20 protein-coding genes are annotated in these 25,338 nt (G+C 29.6%); 13 read left to right on the top strand and 7 right to left on the bottom strand.

Annotated features, from left to right (window positions below; translation table 11 throughout):
* Positions 1–8: 8 nt before the first annotated feature.
* The 3 genes from ilvD to ACSHW5_RS03345 form a co-directional block, all read right to left on the bottom strand.
* Entirely contained in the window at positions 9–1,685 is a 1,677-nt protein-coding gene (ilvD, locus tag ACSHW5_RS03355) for a dihydroxy-acid dehydratase (protein WP_435674698.1), read from the bottom strand.
* Between the two features lie 342 nt (positions 1,686–2,027).
* Positions 2,028–3,149 (bottom strand): 3-isopropylmalate dehydrogenase, encoded by a 1,122-nt coding sequence (gene leuB / locus ACSHW5_RS03350; RefSeq protein WP_435674697.1) that lies wholly within the window; start codon positions 3,147–3,149, stop codon positions 2,028–2,030.
* A gap of 101 nt (positions 3,150–3,250) precedes the next feature.
* A complete protein-coding gene (locus tag ACSHW5_RS03345) occupies positions 3,251–4,426 on the bottom strand; it encodes a 2-isopropylmalate synthase (RefSeq protein WP_435674696.1) in 1,176 nt (391 codons plus the stop codon).
* Positions 4,427–4,558: 132 nt separating this feature from the next.
* On the opposite strand from ACSHW5_RS03345, the gene ACSHW5_RS03340 reads away from it, so the two are divergent.
* The 4 genes from ACSHW5_RS03340 to thrC all read left to right on the top strand — a co-directional run bounded on the left by ACSHW5_RS03340 (position 4,559) and on the right by thrC (position 11,247).
* Positions 4,559–6,121, top strand: coding sequence for a hypothetical protein (locus ACSHW5_RS03340; RefSeq protein WP_435674695.1), 1,563 nt, complete (start codon positions 4,559–4,561; stop codon positions 6,119–6,121).
* A gap of 315 nt (positions 6,122–6,436) precedes the next feature.
* The gene (gene thrA / locus ACSHW5_RS03335) at positions 6,437–8,875 is read left to right on the top strand and encodes a bifunctional aspartate kinase/homoserine dehydrogenase I (RefSeq protein ID WP_435674694.1); all 2,439 of its coding nucleotides are present in this window, start codon (positions 6,437–6,439) and stop codon (positions 8,873–8,875) included.
* 85 nt (positions 8,876–8,960) lie between these two features.
* Positions 8,961–9,890, top strand: coding sequence for a homoserine kinase (locus ACSHW5_RS03330; RefSeq protein WP_435674693.1), 930 nt, complete (start codon positions 8,961–8,963; stop codon positions 9,888–9,890).
* A gap of 70 nt (positions 9,891–9,960) precedes the next feature.
* Complete coding sequence (gene thrC / locus ACSHW5_RS03325) at positions 9,961–11,247, top strand: threonine synthase (RefSeq protein WP_435674692.1); 1,287 nt, start codon at positions 9,961–9,963, stop codon at positions 11,245–11,247.
* Positions 11,248–11,515: 268 nt separating this feature from the next.
* Here the strand turns inward: thrC and ACSHW5_RS03320 are convergent, their stop codons facing one another.
* The 3 genes from ACSHW5_RS03320 to ACSHW5_RS03310 all read right to left on the bottom strand — a co-directional run bounded on the left by ACSHW5_RS03320 (position 11,516) and on the right by ACSHW5_RS03310 (position 16,769).
* Positions 11,516–11,893 carry a TraR/DksA family transcriptional regulator gene (locus ACSHW5_RS03320; RefSeq protein ID WP_435674691.1) on the bottom strand — a complete coding sequence of 126 codons (378 nt, stop codon included), beginning with the start codon at positions 11,891–11,893 and terminating at the stop codon, positions 11,516–11,518.
* 4 nt (positions 11,894–11,897) lie between these two features.
* Complete coding sequence (ileS, locus tag ACSHW5_RS03315; protein WP_435674690.1) at positions 11,898–15,770, bottom strand: isoleucine--tRNA ligase; 3,873 nt, start codon at positions 15,768–15,770, stop codon at positions 11,898–11,900.
* 237 nt (positions 15,771–16,007) lie between these two features.
* Complete coding sequence (locus ACSHW5_RS03310) at positions 16,008–16,769, bottom strand: TerB family tellurite resistance protein (protein WP_435674689.1); 762 nt, start codon at positions 16,767–16,769, stop codon at positions 16,008–16,010.
* A gap of 410 nt (positions 16,770–17,179) precedes the next feature.
* On the opposite strand from ACSHW5_RS03310, the gene ACSHW5_RS03305 reads away from it, so the two are divergent.
* From ACSHW5_RS03305 to ACSHW5_RS03295, 3 genes are all read left to right on the top strand, one after another.
* Complete coding sequence (locus ACSHW5_RS03305) at positions 17,180–17,590, top strand: BrxA/BrxB family bacilliredoxin (RefSeq protein WP_435674688.1); 411 nt, start codon at positions 17,180–17,182, stop codon at positions 17,588–17,590.
* A 95-nt stretch (positions 17,591–17,685) separates the two neighbouring features.
* Complete coding sequence (locus tag ACSHW5_RS03300) at positions 17,686–17,925, top strand: hypothetical protein (protein ID WP_435674687.1); 240 nt, start codon at positions 17,686–17,688, stop codon at positions 17,923–17,925.
* A gap of 1 nt (position 17,926) precedes the next feature.
* Positions 17,927–18,586, top strand: a complete 660-nt coding sequence (locus ACSHW5_RS03295; protein ID WP_435674686.1) for an HD domain-containing protein — start codon at positions 17,927–17,929, stop codon at positions 18,584–18,586.
* A 72-nt stretch (positions 18,587–18,658) separates the two neighbouring features.
* Here ACSHW5_RS03295 and ACSHW5_RS03290 read toward each other — a convergent pair whose 3' ends face one another.
* The gene (locus ACSHW5_RS03290; RefSeq protein ID WP_435674685.1) at positions 18,659–19,531 is read right to left on the bottom strand and encodes an AraC family transcriptional regulator; all 873 of its coding nucleotides are present in this window, start codon (positions 19,529–19,531) and stop codon (positions 18,659–18,661) included.
* A gap of 191 nt (positions 19,532–19,722) precedes the next feature.
* On the opposite strand from ACSHW5_RS03290, the gene ACSHW5_RS03285 reads away from it, so the two are divergent.
* The 6 genes from ACSHW5_RS03285 (at position 19,723) to ACSHW5_RS03260 (ending at position 25,285) form a co-directional block, all read left to right on the top strand.
* Positions 19,723–20,379 carry a hypothetical protein gene (locus ACSHW5_RS03285; protein WP_435674684.1) on the top strand — a complete coding sequence of 219 codons (657 nt, stop codon included), beginning with the start codon at positions 19,723–19,725 and terminating at the stop codon, positions 20,377–20,379.
* 386 nt (positions 20,380–20,765) lie between these two features.
* On the top strand, positions 20,766–21,347 hold the full coding sequence (locus ACSHW5_RS03280) for a hypothetical protein (protein WP_435674683.1): 582 nt from the start codon (positions 20,766–20,768) through the stop codon (positions 21,345–21,347).
* Positions 21,348–21,795: 448 nt separating this feature from the next.
* Complete coding sequence (locus ACSHW5_RS03275; RefSeq protein ID WP_435674682.1) at positions 21,796–22,374, top strand: hypothetical protein; 579 nt, start codon at positions 21,796–21,798, stop codon at positions 22,372–22,374.
* 356 nt (positions 22,375–22,730) lie between these two features.
* Complete coding sequence (locus ACSHW5_RS03270) at positions 22,731–23,315, top strand: hypothetical protein (protein ID WP_435674681.1); 585 nt, start codon at positions 22,731–22,733, stop codon at positions 23,313–23,315.
* A 401-nt stretch (positions 23,316–23,716) separates the two neighbouring features.
* A complete protein-coding gene (locus ACSHW5_RS03265; RefSeq protein WP_435674680.1) occupies positions 23,717–24,301 on the top strand; it encodes a hypothetical protein in 585 nt (194 codons plus the stop codon).
* Positions 24,302–24,703: 402 nt separating this feature from the next.
* Positions 24,704–25,285 (top strand): DUF3244 domain-containing protein, encoded by a 582-nt coding sequence (locus ACSHW5_RS03260; RefSeq protein ID WP_435674679.1) that lies wholly within the window; start codon positions 24,704–24,706, stop codon positions 25,283–25,285.
* The last annotated feature ends 53 nt before the right edge of the window (positions 25,286–25,338 follow it).

Raw genomic sequence — 25,338 nt, 5'->3', positions numbered from 1 at the left:
AATTCTTGTTATAAATCTGTAACACATCCTTTAGATGCTGATGCTACTGATTTTGCGTATTTGTATAAAATTCCTTTTTTGTGTTTTAATGCAGGTGCAACCCAATTTTCTCTTCTTGCAGCTAATTCTTCATCAGAAAGTAAAACATTTATAGAGTTATCTTCTGCACTAATTCTAATTTTATCACCAGTTTTAAGAATTCCGATAGTTCCTCCTTCTTGTCCTTCTGGTGTAATATGCCCAACCACAAAACCATGCGTTCCTCCAGAAAAACGACCATCTGTAATTAAAGCTACAGATTTTCCTAAACCTGCTCCCATAATTAAAGAAGTAGGTTTTAACATTTCTGGCATTCCTGGTCCTCCTTTAGGTCCAACATACCTAATGACGACTACATCTCCTCTTTCTACTTCACCGTTTATAATTCCCGTATTTGCAGCTTGTTCTCCGTCATAAACCACTGCTTTTCCTTCAAAAAGCAATCCTTCATTTCCAGAAATTTTTGCTACAGCACCTTCTTCTGCTAAATTTCCATATAAAATTTGCAAGTTACCAGATGATTTTAATGCTTTATCCGTTGGATAAATTACATCTTGATCATCAAATTCCATTGCTTCTACATTTTCTAAATTTTCTGCTAATGTTTTACCAGTAACCGTCATACAATCTCCATGTAAATAACCGTTTTCTAGTAAATATTTCATGATTGCTGGCGTACCACCAATTCCATGAACATCTTCCATTAAGTATTTTCCAGATGGTTTTAAATCTGCAATTAATGGAGTTCTGTCTGAAACTCTTTGAAAATCTTCTAAGGTAAACTCAATTTCTGCCGCATGTGCAATTGCTAAAAAGTGCAATACTGCATTTGTAGAACCTCCTAAAGCATTTACCAAAGCAATGGCATTTTCTAAAGATTTTTTAGAAATAATGTCTAAAGGTTTTAAATCTAATTCTAATAAGTTTTTAATAGCAATAGCCGTTCTTTCCGCTTCAGAAAGTTTATTTGGGTTTTCTGCTGGTATTGATGAATTATAAGGCAAAGAAAAACCCATACATTCTATTGCAGAAGCCATGGTGTTTGCTGTATACATACCTCCACAAGCTCCAGCACCCGGAATAGCTCTTTTTATAATTTCTTTATATTCATCTTCTTCTATCTCTCCCGCCATTTTCTGACCTAAAGCTTCAAAAGCAGAAACAATATTTAATTTTTTTCCTTTGTAGTTTCCTGATGCAATTGTACCACCATACATCATAATAGACGGACGATTTAAACGCAACATGGCAATAACTGCTCCTGGCATATTTTTATCACAACCTACCACTGAAACTAAAGCATCGTAACTTTGAGCATTCATTACAGTTTCTATAGAATCTGCAATAATATCTCTTGAAGCTAACGAGTAATTCATACCAGAAGTTCCCATAGAAATACCATCTGAAACCCCAATTGTATTAAATCCTAAACCAACTAAATCTGCAATTTTACACTCTATTTTAACCTCTGCTGCTAAGTTGTTTAAGTGCATGTTACATGGGTTTCCATCATAACCTGTACTTGCAATACCAACTTGAGCTTTGCTCATATCTTCATCTGTTAAACCTACTGCATACAACATTGCTTGTGATGCAGGTTGAGATTCATCTTGTGTTAATCTGCTACTGTGTTTATTTAGTTTCATTTAATGATTTCTTCAATTTGTTGTCTAAATTACTATGTTTCTGTATTTTTATTGAATAAAATTCAATAATATTCTTTAAATTCAGGTGTCGAAAAAACATATTAAACAATTGATTAACAGTTGTTTAGATTGTTTTTAATATGACATTCAATCTTTAAAATAAATTCATAAAAAAACCTTCCCATTTAATGGAAGGTTTGTTTATAAAAATTATAAATAGAACCTTCTTATCAATTCGTAATAAGTACGTAGACATTGATAATAGCAATAATATTTAATACTTGTTTTTTCATTGCTGTAAATATTACAAATTATATTTAAATACGCAACTATTCTTTTTTTTTAGATAATGGTACTTTGTCCCATATGAATGTTTTTAAAATTCATATTGCTATCTTCTTGATGCAAGATATAATCTGCTATAAAATCTCCTACTTTTGCGGTTGTTGCAGAAAAGGTAGTAATACCTTGTATATCTGCTGTTGTTATTTCTAAAACTAACGATTTTCTTACTGCTCTTTGTATAGCGTCTGCTTCTTCCTTAAGACCTAAATAATCTAACATCATTGATGCTGATAAAATTGATGCTAACGGATTTGCAATTTGTTTGCCAATTGCTTGCGGAAATGAGCCATGAATTGGTTCAAACAACGCGTTTTTTTCTCCGATTGATGATGATGCTAATAAACCTATAGAACCTACAATAACACTAGCTTCATCAGAAATAATATCACCAAATAAGTTTTCTGTTAAAATTACATCAAACTGTTTTGGATTTAATATTAATTGCATGGAAGCATTATCTACAAACAGAAAATTTAAAGTTACATCTTTGTATTCTTTTGCTATTTCTGTAACTGTTTTTCTCCATAAACGAGACGTTTCTAATACATTTGCCTTATCTATTAACGTTACTTTCTTGCGTCTATTTTGTGCTGCTTTAAACGCCAAATGAGTTATTCTAGAGATTTCTTTTACATTATATGAGCAAATATCAAAAGCTGATTGTTCATCTTTACTTAATTCTTTTTCTCCGAAATAAATTCCGCCTGTTAATTCTCTATAGATTACAAGATCTGTACCTGCAATAATATCTTCTTTAAGCGGAGAGTTTTTTATTAATTTGTCATAGGCCTTTACCGGGCTTACATTGCAAAACAAACCTAATTCTTTTCGCAATCTTAATAATCCTTGTTCTGGTCTTACTTTTGCCGCCGGATCATTATCATATTTAGGATCTCCTATTGCGCCAAATAAAATGGCATCTGCATTTTTACAAATTTCAATAGTTTTTTCTGGCAAAGGGTCTCCTGTTTTTTCTATTGCGCTAGCGCCCAATTCTGCCTCTTTGTATATAAAAATATGATCATAAACATCTGCAATGGCATCTAATGCCTTTATAGATTGATTAATTACTTCTGGTCCAATACCATCTCCAGGAATTACAGCGATTGTATATTTCATCTTATTACTAAATATCTCATTAAAAAACACAAAGGTAGCTGTAATTATTGAATAATATTCAAAAATTACAGCTACCAATGAAGACAAAGTTTATTTTTTATTTATGCTATTATTATTTTTGATGTCTTACTAACTTCTTTCATTATCAAATGAATATCCTCATCTTTTACTTCTTTTTGAGCGTCTGCTGTATTTAAGAAGGCAACGTAAGCAACATCTAACTGTACTTTAGTTAATTCATAACCAATTTTTTTTGCTCTATACGCCAAAGCCGCTCTACCACTTCTTGCTGTTAACACAATGGCGCTTTCGGTAACACCAACATCTTCAGGATCCATAATTTCGTATGTTTCTCTGTTTTTTATAACGCCATCTTGATGAATTCCTGAACTGTGTGCAAATGCATTTGCACCAACAATAGCCTTGTTTGGCTGTACTGGCATTCCCATACTTTCTCGAACCATAATACTAGTATCATACAATAATTTTGTATTGATACTTGTTTCTAAGTTTAAATATGGGTGTTGTTTTAATACCATAACAACTTCTTCTAAAGCTGTATTTCCTGCACGTTCTCCTATACCATTAATAGTACATTCTATTTGACGCGCTCCGTTAATTACACCAGCAATAGAATTTGCAGTTGCCATGCCTAAATCATTATGACAATGACATGAAAGGATTACATTTTCTATTCCTCTTACGTTTTCACGTAAATATTTCATTTTTGCACCATATTCTTCTGGCAAACAATATCCTGTAGTATCTGGTATATTTAAAACTGTAGCACCGGCTTTTATGACCGCTTCACAAACTTTAGCTAAAAATTCATTACCTGTTCTTCCAGCATCTTCTGCATAAAACTCTACATCTTCAACAAAAGACTTTGAATAAGAAACAGCTTTTACAGCGCGTTCTATTACTTTTTCTCTTGTTGAATTAAATTTGAATTGTATATGTGAATCACTTGTACCTATACCCGTATGAATTCTTGGATATTTTGCAAACTTTAAAGCATCTGCTGCAACTTTTATATCATTTTCTACCGCCCTTGTTAACCCACAAACGGTTGCATTTTTAACAATTTTTGCAATTTCTGTAACTGAATTAAAATCTCCAGGACTAGAAACCGGAAAACCAGCTTCAATAACATTAACGCCTAATAAATCTAACCTTTCAGCAATTACTAATTTTTGGGACGTATCTAGCTTACAGCCAGGCACTTGTTCCCCGTCTCTTAATGTAGTGTCAAAAATTTGAACTTTATTATCTTGCATATTTTTAGTAAAGATTATCTTAAATTATAATCAAATATAGATAATGAGATTAAAATAAATACTTATTTTTACAAATCTATACGATTTCTAATATCCTTTAAAAAAACACAATCATCTAATTATCAAACTCTTATGAGTAAAAGTGCTACATCAGCCAATCATCAAAATGATGCTCTTTTTGTTTTAATTAAGTCTTTAACTAAATCAGAAAAAAGACAATTTAATCTCTATGTTGGTAGATTAGATGGTAATATTGATGCTAAATTTTTTTCCTTATTTAAATTTTTAGAAAAACTAAAAGTCTATAATGAAAAGGTTATTATAGGAAGTGGTATTGTTTCTAAACAACAACTATCTAACCTTAAAGCACATTTATACAAACAAATTTTAATCAGTTTAAGATTGAATCCTGCACATAAAAATGTACGAATTCAAATTAGAGAACAATTAGATTTTGCCACGGTGTTATATCAAAAAGGATTGTACAAACAAAGTTTAAAACTCTTAGAAAAAGCCAAAAATATGGCTTTAGACAATGAAGAAAAAAACATTGCCTACGAAATTGTAGAACTAGAAAAAGTAATAGAAACACAATACATTACAAGAAGTTTAAGTAATAGAGCAGATCAACTTTGTATACAAGCAAAAGAACTAAGTCAAGACAATGTAATTGCTAGTAAACTATCTAATTTATCATTACAACTTTACAGTCATTTAATACAAAATGGCTATGTAAAAAATATAAAAGAGCTACAATTTGTTGAACAATATTTTAATGATAGAATGCCAAAATATGACTTTCAGAAATTTGGTTTTCGCGAAAAACTATGGTTATATAAAGCACATTTATGGCATAGTTTTTTAATTCAGGATTTTCTAATGAGCTACAAGTATGCACGTAAATGTGTAGATTTATTTAACAGCCCAAAGCATATTAATTTACATCCTGTTTTTTATTTAAAATCTAAAAACTATTTATTAGAGGCTTCTTTTTTAGTAAAAAAAGTAACTACTTTTACAAACGAACTCAATTTTTTTGAAGCAGAAATAGATCGAAAAGAAATTCCGTTAAATACCAATACAGAGTTGTTAATTTTCTTGTATTTGTATTCTAACAAACTTCATTTACACTTTTTAGAAGGATCTTTTGAAAAAGGAGAATATTTGGTTGATATTATCAACAACAAAATAGACAAGTTTAAAAACAGACTTGATAACCATTTTATTGTTTTATTATATTACAAAATTGCTTGTTTGTATTTTGGAATGGGTAAAAACAAACTATGTATTGCCTATTTACAGAAAATAATTAAATCTAAAAACATTGGTTCTGCGGAAGATTTACAATGTTTTGCACGAATTTTAAATTTAATAGCGCATTACGAATGCGGTTTGGATTACGACTTAGAAAGACAATTTGTAGACACCTATAAATTTCTACTAAAAATGGAGAATTTACAAGAAGTACAAAAAGTGTTTCTTACTTCTATTAGAGATTTAAGTGATGTTTTTCCTCATGAAATAAAAAATGAGTTTAAAAAAATACACGCCAAATTAAAAACGTTCGAAAATCATCCGTATGAAAAAAGAGCATTCTTGTACTTAGACATTTTATCTTGGCTAGAAAGTAAGATAGAAAACAAGCCAATTGCTTTAATTATTAAAGAAAAAATAAAACATCGTACTAAAAAATAAGAAAACAACATTTTAACCAATGAATTTATAACAATACTATATAAATTTATAAAATAAAAGAAATAATCTCCACTGACCCCTATAAAATTAAATAATACTATTATTTTTGTTGCGTGAATTTATCTAATACACATATTAATTCTTCAAAAACTACAGATGTAGTTTATACTTCTATGCGCACAATTACACGCACAAATACAACAATTACCCTTTAGGGGTTCTGCTATATTCATATCACTCAAGGTTAACTATTGTTTCGCATAACAACGAAACAAACTCAATAAAATATTTAATTACACAAACTATTCATTAGAAATGAAAGTATTAAAATTTGGCGGTTCATCTGTCGCAAGTTCAGGAAAAATACAAAAAGTCTTAGCAATTGTTGAGGCAGCATCTAAAAAAGAAAAAATTGCAGTAGTTGTTTCTGCTTTTGGAAAAACTACCGATAAATTATTAGCTGGTGCTAATGAAGCTTTAGAAGATATAACGGCTGCTAAAGAAACGTTAGCATCTATTCAACAAATTCATTTTGAAGTAGTTGATGATTTAATTGCTAAAAACAAAAAAGAGGTTCACGAAGAAGTTACCTATTTATTTGACAGATTATTGTCTATTTATGAAGGAATTTTCTTGTTACAAGAATTATCGCATAAAACCTTAGCAAAAGTATATAGTTTTGGCGAAAGACTTTCGTCTTACATTATTGCTAATGCAGCAAAAGAATTATTTGACGCAGACCATAAAGAAAGTAGAGATTTAATCATTACCAATAATGAGTATTTAGATGCTCAAGTAAATTTTAAAATCACGAATAAAAACATTACTTCCTTCTTTAAAGAAAACAAACACCAAGTAATTGTTTTAGGTGGCTTTATCTCTTCTAACGAAGCAGAAGAAACTACCACTTTGGGTAGAGGCGGATCTGATTTTACTGCTTCCATTTATGCGGCAGCATTAGAAACAAATGAATTACAAATCTGGACAGACGTTTCTGGTATGTTTACTGCAAACCCTAGAGTTGTAAAACAAGCCTACCCAATTTCAGAAATATCGTATGAAGAGGCTATGGAATTGTCTCATTTTGGAGCAAAAGTTTTGTATCCACCAACAATTCAACCTGCATTACGAAAAGAAATAGCCATTAGAATTAAAAATACTTTTGAGCCAGAAAGTGCGGGAACATTAATTTGTAAAGATCCTAAAAACGGAAACGAAGTAAAAGGAATTTCTCATATAGAAGACATTAGCTTAATAACTTTAGAAGGCGGCGGAATGGTTGGTATTCCTGGTTTCTCTAAACGCTTATTTGAAACACTTTCTGTAGCAAAAATAAATGTTGTATTTATTACTCAAGCATCTTCAGAACACTCAATTTGTGTAGGTATTTTTGAAAATGATGCCGCAAAAGCAAAATCAATTTTAGACGATACTTTTAGCATAGAAATAAAAAAGAAAAAAATAAAGCCAGTTATTGTAGAAAATGATTTGGCTATAATTGCAGTGGTTGGAGAAAGCATGAAAAATTACCAAGGTTTAAGCGGACAAATGTTTAGCGCCTTAGGTAGAAACAATGTAAATGTGAGAGCAATTGCACAAGGTTCTTCAGAAAAAAATATTTCTGCAGTAATTAATAAATGCGATGCAAAAAAAGCCTTAAATACTTTACATCAACAATTTTTTGAAGAAAAAACAAAACAACTAAACTTGTTTGTTACCGGTGTTGGTAATGTTGGTGAGCGCTTTTTGGCACAATTACATCAACAAAAGAAATTCTTAAAAGAAAATTTAAAACTAAATATTAGAGTTATCGGAATTGCTAATTCTAGAAAAATGGCTTTTAATATTGAAGGAATTAATTTAAAAAATTGGAAAGAAGTTTTAGAAAACGGAGAACCTACAACTCTAGATAGTTTTCATAAAAAAGTAAAAGAAAGCAATCTTATCAATAGTGTTTTTGTAGACAACACTGCAAATCAGCAAGTTTCTGAAATATATGAAAAATATTTACGCGAAAGTATTTCTGTAGTTACTTGTAACAAAATAGCTTGTGCCTCTAGTTTTGATAATTACAAAACCTTAAAACAAGTTTCTAGAAAATACAATGCTTCTTTCTTATTTGAAACAAATGTTGGCGCAGGTTTACCAATTATAGATACCTTAAAGAATTTAATTAATTCTGGAGATAGAGTTCATAAAATTCAAGCTGTATTGTCTGGTAGTTTAAATTTTGTATTTAATAATTTTAATGCAGATTCAACTTTTCATGATGTGGTTGCCGCAGCTCAAAAAGAAGGATATACAGAACCAGATCCTAAAATTGACTTAAGTGGTGTTGATGTAGCTAGAAAAATTTTAATTTTAGCCAGAGAAAGTGGTTATCAATTAGAATTGGCAGATATTGAAAACAATGCCTTTTTACCTGAAAACAGTTTAAAAACAACCAATAATGATGATTTTTACGCTTCACTTACAAAGAACGAAGCGCATTTTCAAAATATATTTAAAGAAGCAAACGACAAAGATTGCCGATTAAAATATGTAGCAGAATTTGTAGATGGAAAAGCAAATGTAGGTTTGCAACACATTCCGTCTGATCATCCTTTTTACAATTTAGAAGGAAGTGATAATATCGTTTTATTTTTTACAGACAGATATCCAGAAAACCCATTATTAATAAAAGGTGCTGGTGCTGGTGCAGATGTTACTGCTTCTGGTATTTTTGCGGATGTAATTAGAATAGGGAATAAATAAAAAGCATTCAGTTGGCAGTAGCAGTTTTCAGTTAGCAACTGACTGAAAACTGAGACTGCAAACTGCAAACTGCAAACTAAAAAATATGGATTATTTAAAAATATTTGCTCCCGCTACTGTTGCCAATGTTTCTTGCGGATTTGATTCTCTGGGTTTTGCTGTAGATGCAGTTGGAGACGAAATGACCTTTACAAAAACAACCGAAAAAGGCGTTAAAATAACCAATATTACTGGCGCAAATTTAACCTATAATGTTGATGAAAATGCTGCAAGTGCTGTTGTTAAAAAAATACTGAATGAAGCAAATGCAGATTTCGGAATTGAGCTAACAATTCACAAAGGATTTTCTCCTGGAAGCGGATTAGGTAGTTCTGCTGCAAGTGCTGCTGGCGCCGCTTTTGGCGCAAATCAACTTTTAGGAAATATCTATTCTGAATTAGAATTAACAAAATTTGCAATGTTTGGCGAAGAAGTTGCTTGCGGAACACCAATTGCAGACAATGTTTCTGCAGCTATTTATGGTGGTTTTGTCTTAGTGAGAAGTTATCATCCTTTAGAAATTATTAAATTGCCGGTTCCTAGTGAATTAAGAGTTGTGGCCATTCATCCGCAGGTAGAAGTAAAAACAAAAGATGCTAGAGAAGTTTTACCTACAGAAATTGCACTTAAAGATGCCGTTACGCAGTGGGCAAACGTTGGTGGTTTAATTAGCGGACTATATTCTGATAATTACGAATTAATTAGCAACTCTTTGGTAGATATTATTGTAGAACCTGTGCGTAAAAGTTTAATTCCGTTTTTTGACGATGTTAAAAACGCAGCCATAAAAGCAGGTGCTTTAGGTGCAGGAATTAGCGGTTCTGGTCCAACAATTTTTGCGCTTTGTAAAGGAGATAAAGTTGCCAAAGAAGTGTACAACAGTATCGAAGAAAGTTATAAAAACACAGGTATTGACTTTGAAATGTTTATTTCAAAAGTGAATCCTGAAGGAATGAAAATAATAAATAGTAAATAGTGATTAGTATCTAGTTGTTAGCAAATAAAAACACTAAATACTTATTACTAAAACCTAAATTCTAAATACAATGAACTATTACAGTTTACATCATAAATCGCCAAAATCAACTTTTAAAAACGCCGTTGTAGAAGGTCTTGCAAAAGACAGAGGAATTTATTTTCCAGACAACATTCAACAACTTTCAAAAGATTTTATCGAAAATATTTCTGATTATTCTAATCATGAAATTGCATACGAAGTAATTAAACAATTTGTAGGCGATGAAATTCCGACGTCAACATTAAAAGAGATTGTAGCAAATACCGTTTCTTTCGATTTTCCTTTGGTAAAAGTAGATGATAACATTGCTTCTTTAGAATTGTTTCATGGTCCAACCATGGCTTTTAAAGATGTTGGTGCAAAATTTATGGCGCAATGTTTAGAATATTTCAACAAAGACAATGATGATGAAGTTACTGTTTTAGTAGCAACTTCTGGCGATACTGGCGGCGCAGTTGCCAACGGATTTTTAGGGGCAAAAGGCGTAAATGTTGTCATCTTATATCCTTCAGGAAAAGTAAGTGACATTCAAGAAAAACAACTAACAACTTTAGGGCAAAATATTACGGCCTTAGAAGTAGACGGTGTTTTTGATGATTGCCAAGAAATGGTAAAAACTGCTTTTTTAGATGAAGAAATTACCAAAACATTAACCTCTGCAAACTCTATAAACGTTGCGCGTTGGTTGCCTCAAATGTTTTATTTTTTCTTTGCATATAAAGAATTACATAAAAAAAATAAAGATTTAATCTTTTCTGTGCCAAGTGGTAATTTCGGAAATATTTGTGCAGGAATGATGGCTCAAAAATTAGGTTTACCAATTAAACATTTTGTAGCTTCTACCAATGTAAACGATACGGTACCTAATTATTTAGTTGATGGTATTTACAAGCCAAAACCATCTAAAGCAACTATTTCTAACGCTATGGATGTTGGTAACCCAAGTAACTTTATCAGAATACAAGAATTGTTTAATAATGATTTAGAAGCGCTTAAAAAGGCTTTCTCATCTTATAGTTTTTCTGATGATGAAACAAGAACCACCATGAAAGAAATCTACGCGAATTCTGGTTATGTTGCAGATCCGCACGGAGCAGTTGGTTATTTAGGATTAAAAAAACACGGATTAAAAGAGAACGAATTTGGCGTATTCTTAGAAACTGCTCATCCCGTTAAATTTTTAGATGTTGTGGAAGAAACTTTACCTGTTACAGTAGAAATTCCTGCACAGATTAAAAAAGTTATCAATAATAAAAAAGTGGCTTTTAAAGCTTCAACTTACCAAGATTTGAAAGATTTCTTAATGAACAATTAAGAAATGAAACTTTTATAAAATTAATAAGTCCTAACCATTAAAATAGTTAGGACTTTTTTATTTTAAAATTGTTAAATAAAGCTACTTTTATAATTTCTGATTTTATAAAACGTGTTTATAAGTTCATTAATTCAGGTAAGAACACATATCCACTTATCAAAATTTAAAAGATTTCTGTAAAATAATCCTACAAAAAAAAGCTATTTAAAAAGCACTAAAATTGTACTTTTTAAATAGCCTTATACTATATTTTACTGTAGGTAATAACCTATTGTTTTCTTTTAGCCTCTATGCTTAAAGTAGCATGAGGTACTAACTTTAAACGCTCTTTCTGAATTAATTTACCAGTAACTCTACAAATTCCGTAAGTTTTATTTTCGATACGTAATAATGCATTTTTTAGGTCTCTAATAAATTTCTCTTGTCTAATAGCTAGCTGAACATTGGCTTCTTTTGCCATTGTATCTGAACCTTCATCAAAAGATTTAAATGAATGCGAAGTATCTTCTGTACCATTATCCGCATTATTTTTATAAGCGCTCTCTAACAATGCTAAATCATCTTTTGCATTCGCAATTTTTTCTTCAATTAGTGCTTTAAACTCTTGCAAGTCATCGTCTGAAAATTTTAATTTAACGTCCGACATAATTTTATATTTTTTCTATTAATATTCTACTTTTAATGGTATCAAATTCAATTTCTGTACCATTTTTTAATTCATCAACAAAAACCAATTCTTTGGTTAATGTTTCACTCATAATATATGTTTTATTCTCAGTAATAGATTGCTGTAAGCTTTTATAGTTTAAAACTGTAAGCTTAATTTTATCCGTAACCTCTAAACCTGTGTCTTTACGTGCATTCTGAATTCTATTTACCAATTCTCTGGCAACTCCTTCTTTACGCAATTCATCTGTAATGGTTACATCTAAAGCTACTGTTAACGAACCTTCATTAGCAACTAGCCAACCTTCTATATCTTTTGATGATATTTCTACATCTTCGAGTCCCAAAGTAATATTTTTTCCATTAACAACAAGAAGAATGTTTTTATCTTTCTCTATTTTGTTAATATCTTCTTGATTAAATTTCTGAACTTCAGCAGCAATAAAACGCATATCTTTTCCAAATTTTGGTCCTAATGTTTTAAAATTAGGCTTTATTTGTTTGATTAAGATATCTGAAGCATCGTCTAAAATTTGAATCTCTTTTATGTTTACTTCGTTCTGAATTAAGTTTGCAACCGCTAAAATTTCTTCCTTCTGTTGTTCACTATCAACAGGAATCATAATTTTTTGCAAAGGCTGACGCACTTTTATTTTTTCTTTTGCTCTTAATGATAAAACTAAAGAAGAGATTATTTGTGCATTTTCCATTTTACGCTCTAAACTCTTATCTACAAAACTAGCATCATACTTTGGAAACTCTGCCAAATGTACACTTTCAAATTGCTCTGTTTGTGTAGTAGTGGTTAAGTCTTTGTAAAGTTTGTCCATAAAAAATGGAGCAATTGGCGCACCTAACTTTGCTATGGTAATCATACACGTGTACAATGTTTGGTAAGCAGAAATTTTATCTGATTGATAGTCTCCTTTCCAAAAACGTCTTCTACTTAAACGTACATACCAATTACTTAAGTAATCTTGTGTAAAATCTGATATTGCTCTTGCAGCTCTAGTAGGTTCGTAATCTTCATAAAACTTATCAACTTTATTAATTAAAGTATGTAATTCTGATAAAATCCAACGGTCTATTTCTGGTCTATCTTCTAAAGCAACATCTGCTTCTTCATAAGAAAAACCATCAATATTTGTATATAAAGTAAAGAACGAATAGGTGTTATATAAAGTTCCAAAAAACTTACGTTTTACCTCTTCTATTCCATCTAAATCAAATTTTAAATTGTCCCAAGGATTTGCATTTGCAATCATATACCAACGTGTTGCATCTGCCCCATAGGTTGATAGTGTTGTAAAAGGATCTGTTGCATTCCCTAGACGTTTAGACATTTTATGTCCGTTTTTATCTAAAACCAAACCATTAGAAACTACGTTTTTATACGCTACAGAATCAAAAACCATGGTTGCAATTGCGTGTAATGTATAAAACCAACCACGTGTTTGATCTACTCCTTCTGCAATAAAATCTGCAGGAAATGCCCCTTTTAATTTCCCCAAAGGGGAAAAACTCAATGCGTGAGCTATTTTCTCTAAAACAGCATCCAAATCTCCTATTACTTCTTCATTTGTAAATCGGATTATTTTATAACCTAAATCGTTTAGAAATTCAGTTCTAAATACATCTGCTTTTTTAACCTCTTCTTTTGTATGATAACCTCCATCAACTTCAACAACTAAACATTGTGCTAAACAAACAAAGTCTACAATATATTCGTCTATAATATGTTCTCTTCTAAATTTAAAACCATTTAATTGCTTCGTTTTTAAAGCATCCCAAAGTATTTTTTCTGCTTCAGTAGGGTTTTTTAATCGCTCTTTTTTCAATTTATTCATTAAAGAATAAGAAGATTTTCTAGCAGTTTGATATTTGGGCGTGCTAGAAAGTCCCGCTTTGGGGGATTGAGGGGGCATTTCAAACGGGTAATGCCATTGTGCATACGGCATAGAACCAGAATCGAACCAAACATCAATTAAATCGCTTTCGCGTTTCATAGGTTGCCCAGTTGAAGAAACTAACACAATTTCATCAACAATATTTTTATGCAAATCTATTTTGGCATAGTTTTCTTCAGAATTATTTCCAACTTCAAAATCTTCGAAAATATCCAATGGGATAAATCCCATTGCTACAGATTTTTTCATCTCTTCTTTTAATTCTTTAACAGAACCAATACAAATTTCTTCTTTACCATCTTCTGTTCTCCAGATTGGCAACGGAATTCCCCAATAACGAGAACGCGATAAATTCCAATCGTTTGCATTTGCTAACCAATTACCAAAACGTCCAGTTCCTGTAGATTCTGGTTTCCAGTTAATGGTTTTGTTTAAGCTATGCATTCTATCCTTAACATCGGTTATTTTAATAAACCAAGAATCTAATGGATAGTATAAAATTGGTTTATCTGTACGCCAACAGTTTGGATAACTGTGTTTGTATTTTTCTACTTTAAAGGCTTTGTTTTCTGTTTTTAGTTTAATAGCCAGTTCAACATCAATAGATCTTTCTGGCGCTTCACCATCTTCATAATACTCGTTCTTTACATATTTACCAGCAAACTCGCCCATTTCTGGTCTAAACTTACCTTGTAAATCTACTAATGGAACTAAATTACCATCACTATCTTTTACCAACATTGGCGGAATTTCTGGTGTTGCTTGTTTGGCAACCATTGCATCATCTTGCCCAAAAGTGGGTGCTGTATGTACAATTCCTGTTCCGTCTTCTGTGGTTACAAAATCTCCTGCAATTACTCTAAAAGCATCTTGCGGATTGTCATTTGGCAAACAGTAATTTAAAACGGGTTCGTATTTAATATCAACTAAATCTGCTCCTTTACATTCGGCTAAAATTCTAAAAGGAATTTTTTTATCTGTAGACTTAAAACTTTCTATTGCTGAAAAATCTTCAACTTGAACAAATTTTTTGTCAAACTGTTTCCCAACTAATTTTTTAGCCAAAACAACTTTTGTTGGTTCAAAAGTATATTGATTAAACGTTTCTACTAAAACATATTCTATTTTAGGTCCAACCGTAAGTGCCGTATTACTTGGTAACGTCCAAGGAGTTGTGGTCCAAGCTAGGAAATAAAAATCCCATCCTAAATCCTTCCCAGAGGGAAGGACTTCCAAATCATGCTCTAATTTGAATGCTTTATAAATATCGTTTTCAGCTCCCTTTCCTTTGGAATGGGTTGGGGATAGGAACTGCGCAACAACTGTTGTGTCTGTTACATCTTGATAAGTTCCTGGTTGATTTAGCTCGTGAGAACTTAAACCTGTACCCGCTTTTGGCGAATATGGCTGAATTGTATATCCTTTGTAAATTAATTCTTTGTTGTAAATCTGTTTTAACAACCACCAAACAGATTCCATATATTTAGGTTCATAGGTAATATACGGATCTTCCATATCTACCCAATACCCCATTTTATTGGTTAGGTCATTCCAAACATCTGTATATTTCATAACAGCTTTTCTACAAGCGGCGTTATAATCTTCTACAGAAATAGTTTTTCCAATATCTTCTTTGGTAATTCCTAGTTCTTTTTCAACGCCCAGTTCTATTGGCAAACCATGTGTATCCCAACCGGCTTTTCTTTTAACCTGAAAGCCTTTCATGGTTTTATAACGAGGAAAAATATCTTTAATAGCTCTTGCCAAAACATGGTGAACTCCTGGAAGTCCGTTTGCAGAAGGAGGTCCTTCAAAAAACACAAAAGGTGTTGCGTTTTCTCTAGAAGTTACACTCTTTTCGAAGATGTTATTTTCTTGCCAATAGTTTAGAATTTCTTCCGCCACTTTTGGTAAGTCAAGTCCTTTATACTCAGGAAATTTCGCTTTCATTTTCTGTCTTTTCTAATAAGAGTGCGAAATTAAGGAATTTCTTGGAATTTCTTGAGTTTGTTTATGAAGAAGTTGCGAAGGGTAAAAAAGTTACAAAGAATCAAAGGCTCAAAGTAACAGCAGGAAAAAAAAGTAACAAAGTAACAAAGCTTTAATAAGATATCAAAATGATAAAAAAACTAAGAATCCGAGGACTAAACTTAGTAACTCTGTTACTTTGCAACTTTGCGACTCTAATTACAACCCACGTTCATTTTTAATTTTTTCATACGCGGCTTGTATGCTTTGAAATTTTTCGTTTGCACCTTTTAAATGCTCTTCTCCTAATCCTTGTAATTTATCTGGATGGTATTTTTTTACCATTTTTCTATAACCACTTTTTACTTCTGCATCTGTGGCAGTTTTCTCAATTTCTAAAATTTTATAAGCATTTTCTGAAGCATCATAAAACATGGCTTTTATAGACTCAAAATCGTGTTGATTGATGTATAAATAACCCGCCATCTTTCTAATTTCTTCAACTTCTGACTCAGATACATTTCCGTCTGCTTTTGCAATACCAAACAAAAAGTGCAACAATTGTAAACGCGCAGCATGAGACATGTTTTGTCTTATTTGTATACAAACTTGGCGTGCAGAAACTTCTTTTTTTATGATGCCACTAAAAAGTTTAAAGGCATTGTTTGCTCTTTCTTTGCCATACATACCCACAAATTGAGAACGCACAAAATCTAACTCTCGTTGATCTACTTTTCCGTCAGATTTTATAACAATAGATGCCAAAACAAGTAAACTCATTTCAAAATCTCCAGATTGTGTATCTGCAGCACTTCTTGTTCCAGATTGTCTGCTTCTCTCGTAGTCTATTTGTTCTTGACTTACATCTTTTTCTGAAAAACCATCAACAAAACTACCTACTGCAAAACCAATAGCTGCACCAATTGGACCTCCAAAAGTAAATCCTAATCCTGCTCCTAACCATTTTGTAAAACTTCCCATTTATTATTTTTTTTGAAGTGGCAAAGTTACAAAGTTTCAAAGAAACAACCGTTTATAGTTATGAAAATTGGATTTTTAGGTTTTTAGAAAACTTAGTTCTGCAACTTTATACCTTATTTTTACTTTGTGACTAACTTGCCTGAAGGATTGAAACATTTGTTTGAGGGCTGTTTTGTTTTTCTCAAAAAAAACGAGTGCCCATCGGCAAGCTCAAGATAAACTCCAAACCTGACGATTTTTGAATAAAAGTGCAGTGCTAACGTAACTTTTATTCAAAAATGGGCATGCCCAAAAATAAAAAAAACTTTGTAATATCAATTTTATTGATGTTTCTATTGAAATTTCCATTTTTAAGTTTGTTGAATTTTGACAAACAAATACCTATCTTTGCATTTTAAAATTTAGAAAATATGTATCCAGAAGAATTAGTAAAACCAATGCGCGATGAATTAATCAAAGCAGGTTTTGAAGCATTATATACAAGTGAAGATGTTGAAAACGCAATGTCTAAAGAAGGAACAACCTTAGTAATGGTAAACTCTGTTTGCGGTTGTGCAGCTGGTACTGCAAGACCTGGTGCTATTGCATCTTTAGGTGCTGAAAAAACACCAACAAACTTAACTACCGTTTTTGCAGGTGTAGAAAAAGAATCTACACAAAAAGCACGTGAGTTTATGATTCCTTTTCCTCCATCTTCGCCAGCAATTGCGTTGTTTAAAGACGGTAATTTAGTACACATGTTAGAGCGTCATCATATAGAAGGAAGATCTGCACAAATGATTGCACAAAATTTAGCACAGGCTTACGAAGAGTTTTGTTAATCTATTTTAGACAATAACTTTTTTTGAAATAAGAATTAAGACAAAAATCCACGTAAAAAAAACGTGGATTTTTTGTTTCAACTAAAACCAAACAGATGGCATCATTATTTTCTACATATACAAAAGAAGAACTTTTAAAAAAACTGAAAACTCAGAAAAAACTGTCTTTATTTCATGGATGTATTATTGTCTTACTTTTTATAGTTGGAGGATATAAAACATATATAGAAGGTATTTCTTTCAATTCTTTTTTACCTCTCTTTTTTATTCCTATGCAAATCTATTTTATGATTGAAATTAAAAAAATTAAGAAAGAACTAGCTTCAAGAAAATAAAATGAATCAGGATATTATTATAAAAAATACCATAGCATTTGTAAAAAAAGAATTAAAAAATGCTGAAGGTGGACACGATTGGTTTCATATAGAACGTGTTTTTAAAAATTCGATCTTAATATCAAAAGAAGAAAAAACTGATATTTTTGTGGTTTCTTTAGCTGCTTTGCTACATGATATTGCAGATCCTAAATTTTATAATGGTGATGAAACCGTTGGTCCTAAAGTAGCCAAAGACTTCTTAGAAAAAGAACTAGTTGATAAAGAAACTATGAAACATGTAATTAATATTATAAAACATATTTCTTATAAAAACTCTTTAGAAGCGGGTACAGAAAAATTTTCTTCTAAAGAATTAGAAGTAGTACAAGATGCAGACAGATTAGATGCCATTGGTGCTATTGGCATTGCACGTTGTTTTAATTATGGTGGTTTTAAAAACAGGCCACTTTATAATCCGGAAATTGCACCCAATTTAAAGATGACCAAAGAGCAATATAAAAAATCTGAGGCGCCAACAATTAATCATTTTTATGAAAAATTACTTTTGCTAAAGGATAAAATGAATACCAAAACAGGTAAACAACTTGCATTAGAAAGACACAATTATATGGTTCAGTTTTTAAACCAGTTTTATAATGAATGGAACGGCATTCAATAACTAATTTTCCTTAGCTACTTCAAATGCCGTTTTAATCTATTCTAAAAAAGACAAATCTGCTGCCCTATTTAACTACTGCACTAAACTCATCATTTCATTTCTATATTTAGATGCAGATTTTCCAGTAAATTCTTTAAACAACTTATTAAAGTGAGAAAAATTATTAAATCCACATTCAAAACAAATATCTGTAATGCTTGTTGGGCTTTCAGACAATAATTTAGTGGCATGTACAACTCTATATTCATTTACTAATTTTGTAAATGTTTTTCCTGTAGTTTTCTTAAAAAACCTACAAAAAGCAGGAACTGTCATACTCACCAAACTGGCAATTTCATCTAAACTTATGTGTTCTTTAAAATTTTCATTTATATGTTTAAAAATAACATCTATTTTACTACTGTCTTGTGGCAAGGTTTCAAAAGCAAAACCATCTGCATTTAATAAGGTATAATCTTCTGATTTAGAAAGTGTGTGTAATATTTCTAATAAAATTAAGATTTGTTTAAAACCATCTTTTTCTGCAATTTTCTCAATTCTTGGTCCTAATTTTCTCTTCGTTTTTACCCCAAATAAAATTCCTTTTTTAGATTTCTCTAATAACTTTTTAATTGGCTGCATTTCTAGTGCATCAAAAAAATCATCGCCTAAAAAATCTGGTTTAAATTGAATTAAAGTTTCAGAACCATTTGTGGTAAGTCTATCTGTAAATCCATTATGTGGTAAATTAGATCCTATTAATAATAATTGACTATTATTAAAGTAAGAAAGGTGGTTACCAATATGTCTTTTCCCCTTTCCTTTATTAACATATATTAGCTCAATTTCTGGATGAAAATGCCAAAATGCTTTTATTTTTTTTAGAAATTCTGTATGTTTTTTAACCAAGATAGAACTTCCAAAACCGGGGCTTATTTTTTCTAAAGTAGGTTTTACGTTATTCATTATTATTTTTTTACAAATTTACAATACAATTTTTTAATAATAGTTATAAAATTACCACTATTATATGTTCATTTAACTTAACATCAAATTAACACTACCTTAATTGATAATATAGCATACAAACTCACCAATTTTGATGTTTTTTAACCTTAGTATTGTCTGTAAATTTGCCATATTATTATTCTTAAATATTGAAAAACAGAATAATAAGAGATGTAATGCCAATTAAAATAAATGGTAAGCAATTTTATAAAGTAAATAGGATTACAATGAAAACAACATTTAAAAAAAACATATTAGTAGCATTAATGTTTGGAACATTCATTAGCTATGCAAACGAAGGAATTACTACTATAAGTAATGTGAAAAGGGTAAAAGTTGAATTTAATTCAGTAAAAAAAGGAAATACTTTAATTATAAAAGAAGACAATGGTAGTATTCTTTTTTCTGAAAATCTTAAAACCACCGGAAACTATTCTAGAATGTTTGATTTATCTGCTTTAAAAAATGGAAACTACACCGCAGAATTAAATAAAAATTTTGAAATTATTGTTAAACCATTTGTAGTAAATGATGGTAATGTTAGTTTCTTAACATCAAAGGAAACTAAAATTATAAAACCAATTATTAGAAATGAAAACAACAGACTTTTTATTTCTAAAATAGATACAAACAAAGAACCTGTTCACGTTACTCTTTATTATAAAGAAGAACTTATATTTTCTAAGACTTTTAATGAATCGAAAAATTTGAATAAAGTCTTTCGTTTAGCAAAAAATGAATTTGGAAATTATAGAGTTATTGTGAATAGCCAGAACAAATCTTACGTAAAAGAATTTAATATTTAGTTAATTGTTTCATTAAATCTACTGCTATAGTTTAATGAATAAAGCGAGCCTCCAGGGCTCGCTTTTATTTTTTATACATATTTTATGATCTTCTAAAAAAACTAGCCTAAAATTGTTTCTGATTCATCCTTTTAAACCTCAAGATTTGCTAGCAACATCATTGTCAACAATTTATAGTTTAAACATTACAAAGAACTTCTTTTAAATATTACACAACTTTATCTGAATATATAAAATTACCTATTTTATATTCTAAATTACCAACTCAAAAAACAATGCAAAGTTTATTCTGATAATTTAGCATACAAATACACCAATTCTATTGTTTTTAGAATTTTAAATACCCCATATATTTGCAGTGTTATTAATCAATAAATGACAACAAAATGAAAAATACAAGCAAAAAAATTTTAGTAGTAGTATTTATGTTAGGAACATTAATTAACTACGCAAGTGAGCACAAAACATCTTTAGATGATGCTAAAAAAATAAGAGTAGAATTCAATTTCGTAAAAAAAGGACAAAATCTTACCATTAAAAATTACGATGGTACCACCATTTATAATCAAGAAATTTCAAACTCAGGAAAATACTCTAGAGTATTTAATTTAGCAGCCTTAGAAAACGGAACTTATACTGCAGAATTAAATAAAACATTTGAGGTAATTGTAAAACCATTTATAGTAAAAGAAGGATCTATTTCTTTTTTAGAAAATGAAGAATATACAATTTACAAGCCTCTTATTAGATTTGAAAAAAACCGACTTTTTATTTCTAAAATGAACACAAGTAAAGAACCAATTGTGGTTACACTTTATTACAATAATGAAGTAATCTTTTCTGAAAAATTTAAAGATGAAGTACTTTTTGAAAAAGTATTACGTATGAAAAAAAATAAAAAAGGAACATATAGAGCTGTTATTAATAGTAATAACAACTCTTATGTAAAAGAATTTATAATTAAATAAAATAGTTAGTTGTTTCTTCATTAAATTTACTGGTACAATTTAATGAATAAAGCGAGCCCTTCTAAGGCTCGCTTTTATTTTTATATATATATTTTCTCTTTCTGGTAAGAATCCAAAACAAAATTCATTTTCCCATTTCTGTATAGAATATCTATCATTCACAAAATATTGCGCAATTTTTAGTTTAGTTTAAAGAACGTTAAAGAAAAAGCAATGTACTTTTATAAATTCTACTAAAAGAAAGTACAGAGTTTCTTTACAAAAACAAACTAAGCATGTGTCAAAGAGAATAATTGAAATTAACCATTTTATATTCTAAATTACCCCTACACAAACACAAATCAAAATTAGTTGATAATATACCATACAAACATACCAATTCTATTGTTTTCTAGAACAAACTCCTACCATATATTTGTAGTGTTATTAATCAATAAATGACAAGAAAATGAAAAACACAATTAAAAAAATTTTAGTAGTAGCATTCATGTTAGGAACATTAATTGGCTACGCAAATGTGAAGAGTACATCTTTTGATGATGCAAAAAAAGTAAGAGTAGTATTTCATTCAGTACAAAAAGGACAAACTATCTCTCTTAAAAATAATAATGGTAGAACAATTTACAATCAAGAAATTTTAATCTCCGGAAAATTCTCTAGAGTATTTAATTTAACTGCGCTAAAAAAAGGAAATTATACAGCAGAGTTACATAAAGATTTTGAGATTATTGTTAAGCCATTTACAGTTAAAGAAGGTGAAGTATCTTTTAGTATTAGTAAAGAATATACTATTATGAAACCCGTAATTAGAACTGAAAAGAACAGACTTTTAATATCTAAGATCAACTCAAGTAAAGAGCCTATAGATATTACCATTTATTACAAAGATGAACTTATCTACTCAGAAACTTTTAAAGAAGGACCAGTATTCCATAAAGTATTTCGATTGTTAAAAGACAAAACTGGAGATTATAAAGTGATTATTAATAGTGATAACAAATCTTTTGTAAAAGAATTTAATATTTAAAAATAATTAGTTGTTTCATTAAATGTACTGCTATCGTTTAATGAATAAAGCGAGCTCTCTGGAGCTCGCTTTTTTTGTTTTCAAGTTCTTTAAGATCTTTTGAAATTACAAAATTAGTTAGCAATTTAGTTACCAACTGTTTAGTTTAAATAAAAATAATGACTACTTAATTTACTTCTATGGATGTACATTAAAAATATTTAAAATTATCAACTTTCTATACTAAATTACCAGTATAAAAATCATCAAAAAACCTATTGTGATAATTTAGCATATAAATACACCAATTCTATTGTTTTCACAACCTTAAATTCACCATACATTTGTAGTGTTATTAATCAATAAATGACAAGAAAATGAAAAACACAATTAAAAAAATTTTAGTAGTAGCATTTATGTTAGGAACATTAATTGGCTACGCAAATGAGAACAAAACATCTTTTGATGATGCAAAAAAAGTAAGAGTAGTATTTAACTCTGTAAAAAAAGGACAAACTATCTCTCTTAAAAATAATAATGGAACAACAATTTATAATCAAGAAATATTAATCTCCGGAAAATACTCTAGAGTATTTAATTTAACTGTGCTAAAAAAAGGAAATTATACAGCAGAATTACATAAAGATTTTGAGATTGTTGTAAAGCCGTTTACAGTAAAAAAAGGAGCTATTTCGTTTAATACTAGCGAAGAATACAAAATCTTTAAGCCTGTAGTTAGAACTAAAAAGAATTTACTTTTTATTTCTAAAATCAACTTAAATGAAGAGCCTGTAAAAGTTGCTATTTATCATAATAATGAAGTTATTTATTCTAATACATTCACAGAAACACCAGTATTAAATAAAGTATTTTGTTTGTTAGAAAATGAATATGTAACTGGTACGTATAAAGTTATTATTAATGATGATAACAATTCTTATGTAGAAGAATTTAAAATTTAAATAAGTTAGTTAATTGTTTCATTAAATGTACTGCTATACATTAATGAGTAAAGCGAGCCTTCTAGGGCTCGCTTTTATTTTTACAGAATGTTATGCAACATTCTAAAGATTAAATCTATAATTAATAGGAACTCAATTATGTGCTTTGCATCAATTGAATTTCTACAGAAATTTAACTACCAAATTGTTCTTATTAATAGAACAAAATCTTTTCTATTTTTAAAAATATGTAATTTAATCAGTTAATTGATATTACCAACTTTATATACTAAATTATCAGTATAAAAACCTTAAAATACCCAATGTGATAATTTAGCATATAAATTCACCAATTCTATTGTTTTCACAACCTTAAACTCGCCATACATTTGTAGTGTTATTAATCAATAAATGACAAGAAAATGAAAAACACAATTAAAAAAATTTTAGTAGTAGCATTTATGTTAGGAACATTAATTGGCTACGCAAATGAGAACAAAACATCTTTTGATGATGCAAAAAAAGTAAGAGTAGTATTTAACTCTGTAATAAAAGGACAAACTATCTCTCTTAAAAATAATAATGGAACAACAATTTACAATCAAGAAATTTTAATCTCCGGAAAATTCTCTAGAGTATTTAATTTAACTGCGCTAAAAAAAGGAAACTATACAGCAGAATTACATAAAGATTTTGAGATTGTTGTAAAGCCATTTACAGTAAAAAAAGGATCTATTTCGTTTAATACCAGCGAAGAATATAAAATCTTTAAACCTGTAGTTAGAACTAAAAAGAATTTACTTTTTATTACTAAAATAAACTTCAGTAATACACCATTAACAATTTCTCTTTATCATAATGATGAAATTATCTATTCTAATACATTCACAGAAGAACCAGTATTAAATAAAGTATTTCGTTTGTTAGAAAAAGAAAATGTAACTGGTACGTATAAAGTTATTATTAATGATGATAATAATTCTTATGTAGAAGAATTTAAAATTTAAATAAGTTAGTTAATTGTTTCATTAAATGTACTGCTTATACATTAATGAGTAAAGCGAGCCTTCTAGGGCTCGCTTTTATTTTTACAGAAATTTATAAAACACTCTAAAAATTAAATCTATAATTAATAAGAACTCAATTATGTGCTTTGCATCAATTGAATTTCTACAGAAATTTAACTACCAAATTGTTCTTATTAATAGAACAAAATTTTTTCTATTTTTAAAAATATGTAATTTAATCAGATAATTGAAATTATCTATTTTCTATACTATATTATCAGTATAAAAATACTTTTTTACCAATATTGATAATTTACCACACAAACATACCAATTCTATTGTTTTCTAGGACAAACTCCTACCCTATCTTTGAAGTGTTATTAATATTAAAATGACAAGAAAATGAAAAACACAATTAAAAAAATTCTAGTAGTAGCATTCATGTTTGGAACATTAATTAGCTACGCAAATTTGAACAGTACTTCTTATGAAGATGCAAAAAGAGTGAGAGTAGAATTTAAATCAGTAAAAAAAGGACAAACCCTCACTATTAAAAATAAAGATGGAATAACAATTTACAATCAATTAATTATAAATTCTGGAAAATATTCTAGAATGTTTAATTTAAATGCTCTAAAAAACGGAAGCTATACAGCAGAATTAAACAAAGATTTTGAGATTACGGTAAAACCATTTTTAATTAAAAAAGGAACTATTTCTTTTATTCCTAGTAAAGAATACACAATTTTTAAACCTGTAATTAGGACTGAAAAAAACAGCGTATTAATTTCAAAAATTAATTTTGATAGAAAACCTGTTAAAGTAATTCTTTACTATAATGATGAACTTATTTATTCTAAAACAATTACAGAAAACAAAGATATACTTAACAAAGTATATCGCTTATCTAATACAGAAAAAGGAGATTACAAAGTAATTGTATATTGTAACAACAAAGAATATACTAAGGAATTTAAAATTTAAATATCAATGTACTTTAATTAGTATAAATTAAAAGCGAGCCAAAAATGGCTCGC

Origin of the sequence: Polaribacter sp. (assembly GCF_051251875.1) — a bacterium.
GTDB lineage: Bacteria > Bacteroidota > Bacteroidia > Flavobacteriales > Flavobacteriaceae > Polaribacter.
The sequence above is the reverse complement of the archived record's forward strand: the minus strand, read 5'-3'. Positions and strand labels throughout refer to the sequence as shown.

Excerpts from the sequence above, each read along its gene's own strand:
- ilvD (WP_435674698.1), bottom strand. The coding sequence starts at position 1,685 with ATGAAACTAAATAAACACAGTAGCAGATTAACACAAGATGAATCTCAA.
- leuB (WP_435674697.1), bottom strand. The coding sequence starts at position 3,149 with ATGAAATATACAATCGCTGTAATTCCTGGAGATGGTATTGGACCAGAA.
- ACSHW5_RS03345 (WP_435674696.1), bottom strand. The coding sequence starts at position 4,426 with ATGCAAGATAATAAAGTTCAAATTTTTGACACTACATTAAGAGACGGG.
- ACSHW5_RS03340 (WP_435674695.1), top strand. The coding sequence starts at position 4,559 with ATGAGTAAAAGTGCTACATCAGCCAATCATCAAAATGATGCTCTTTTT.
- thrA (WP_435674694.1), top strand. The coding sequence starts at position 6,437 with ATGAAAGTATTAAAATTTGGCGGTTCATCTGTCGCAAGTTCAGGAAAA.
- ACSHW5_RS03330 (WP_435674693.1), top strand. The coding sequence starts at position 8,961 with ATGGATTATTTAAAAATATTTGCTCCCGCTACTGTTGCCAATGTTTCT.
- thrC (WP_435674692.1), top strand. The coding sequence starts at position 9,961 with ATGAACTATTACAGTTTACATCATAAATCGCCAAAATCAACTTTTAAA.
- ACSHW5_RS03320 (WP_435674691.1), bottom strand. The coding sequence starts at position 11,893 with ATGTCGGACGTTAAATTAAAATTTTCAGACGATGACTTGCAAGAGTTT.
- ileS (WP_435674690.1), bottom strand. The coding sequence starts at position 15,770 with ATGAAAGCGAAATTTCCTGAGTATAAAGGACTTGACTTACCAAAAGTG.
- ACSHW5_RS03310 (WP_435674689.1), bottom strand. The coding sequence starts at position 16,769 with ATGGGAAGTTTTACAAAATGGTTAGGAGCAGGATTAGGATTTACTTTT.
- ACSHW5_RS03305 (WP_435674688.1), top strand. The coding sequence starts at position 17,180 with ATGTATCCAGAAGAATTAGTAAAACCAATGCGCGATGAATTAATCAAA.
- ACSHW5_RS03300 (WP_435674687.1), top strand. The coding sequence starts at position 17,686 with ATGGCATCATTATTTTCTACATATACAAAAGAAGAACTTTTAAAAAAA.
- ACSHW5_RS03295 (WP_435674686.1), top strand. The coding sequence starts at position 17,927 with ATGAATCAGGATATTATTATAAAAAATACCATAGCATTTGTAAAAAAA.
- ACSHW5_RS03290 (WP_435674685.1), bottom strand. The coding sequence starts at position 19,531 with ATGAATAACGTAAAACCTACTTTAGAAAAAATAAGCCCCGGTTTTGGA.
- ACSHW5_RS03280 (WP_435674683.1), top strand. The coding sequence starts at position 20,766 with ATGAAAAATACAAGCAAAAAAATTTTAGTAGTAGTATTTATGTTAGGA.
- ACSHW5_RS03275 (WP_435674682.1), top strand. The coding sequence starts at position 21,796 with ATGAAAAACACAATTAAAAAAATTTTAGTAGTAGCATTCATGTTAGGA.
- ACSHW5_RS03270 (WP_435674681.1), top strand. The coding sequence starts at position 22,731 with ATGAAAAACACAATTAAAAAAATTTTAGTAGTAGCATTTATGTTAGGA.
- ACSHW5_RS03265 (WP_435674680.1), top strand. The coding sequence starts at position 23,717 with ATGAAAAACACAATTAAAAAAATTTTAGTAGTAGCATTTATGTTAGGA.
- ACSHW5_RS03260 (WP_435674679.1), top strand. The coding sequence starts at position 24,704 with ATGAAAAACACAATTAAAAAAATTCTAGTAGTAGCATTCATGTTTGGA.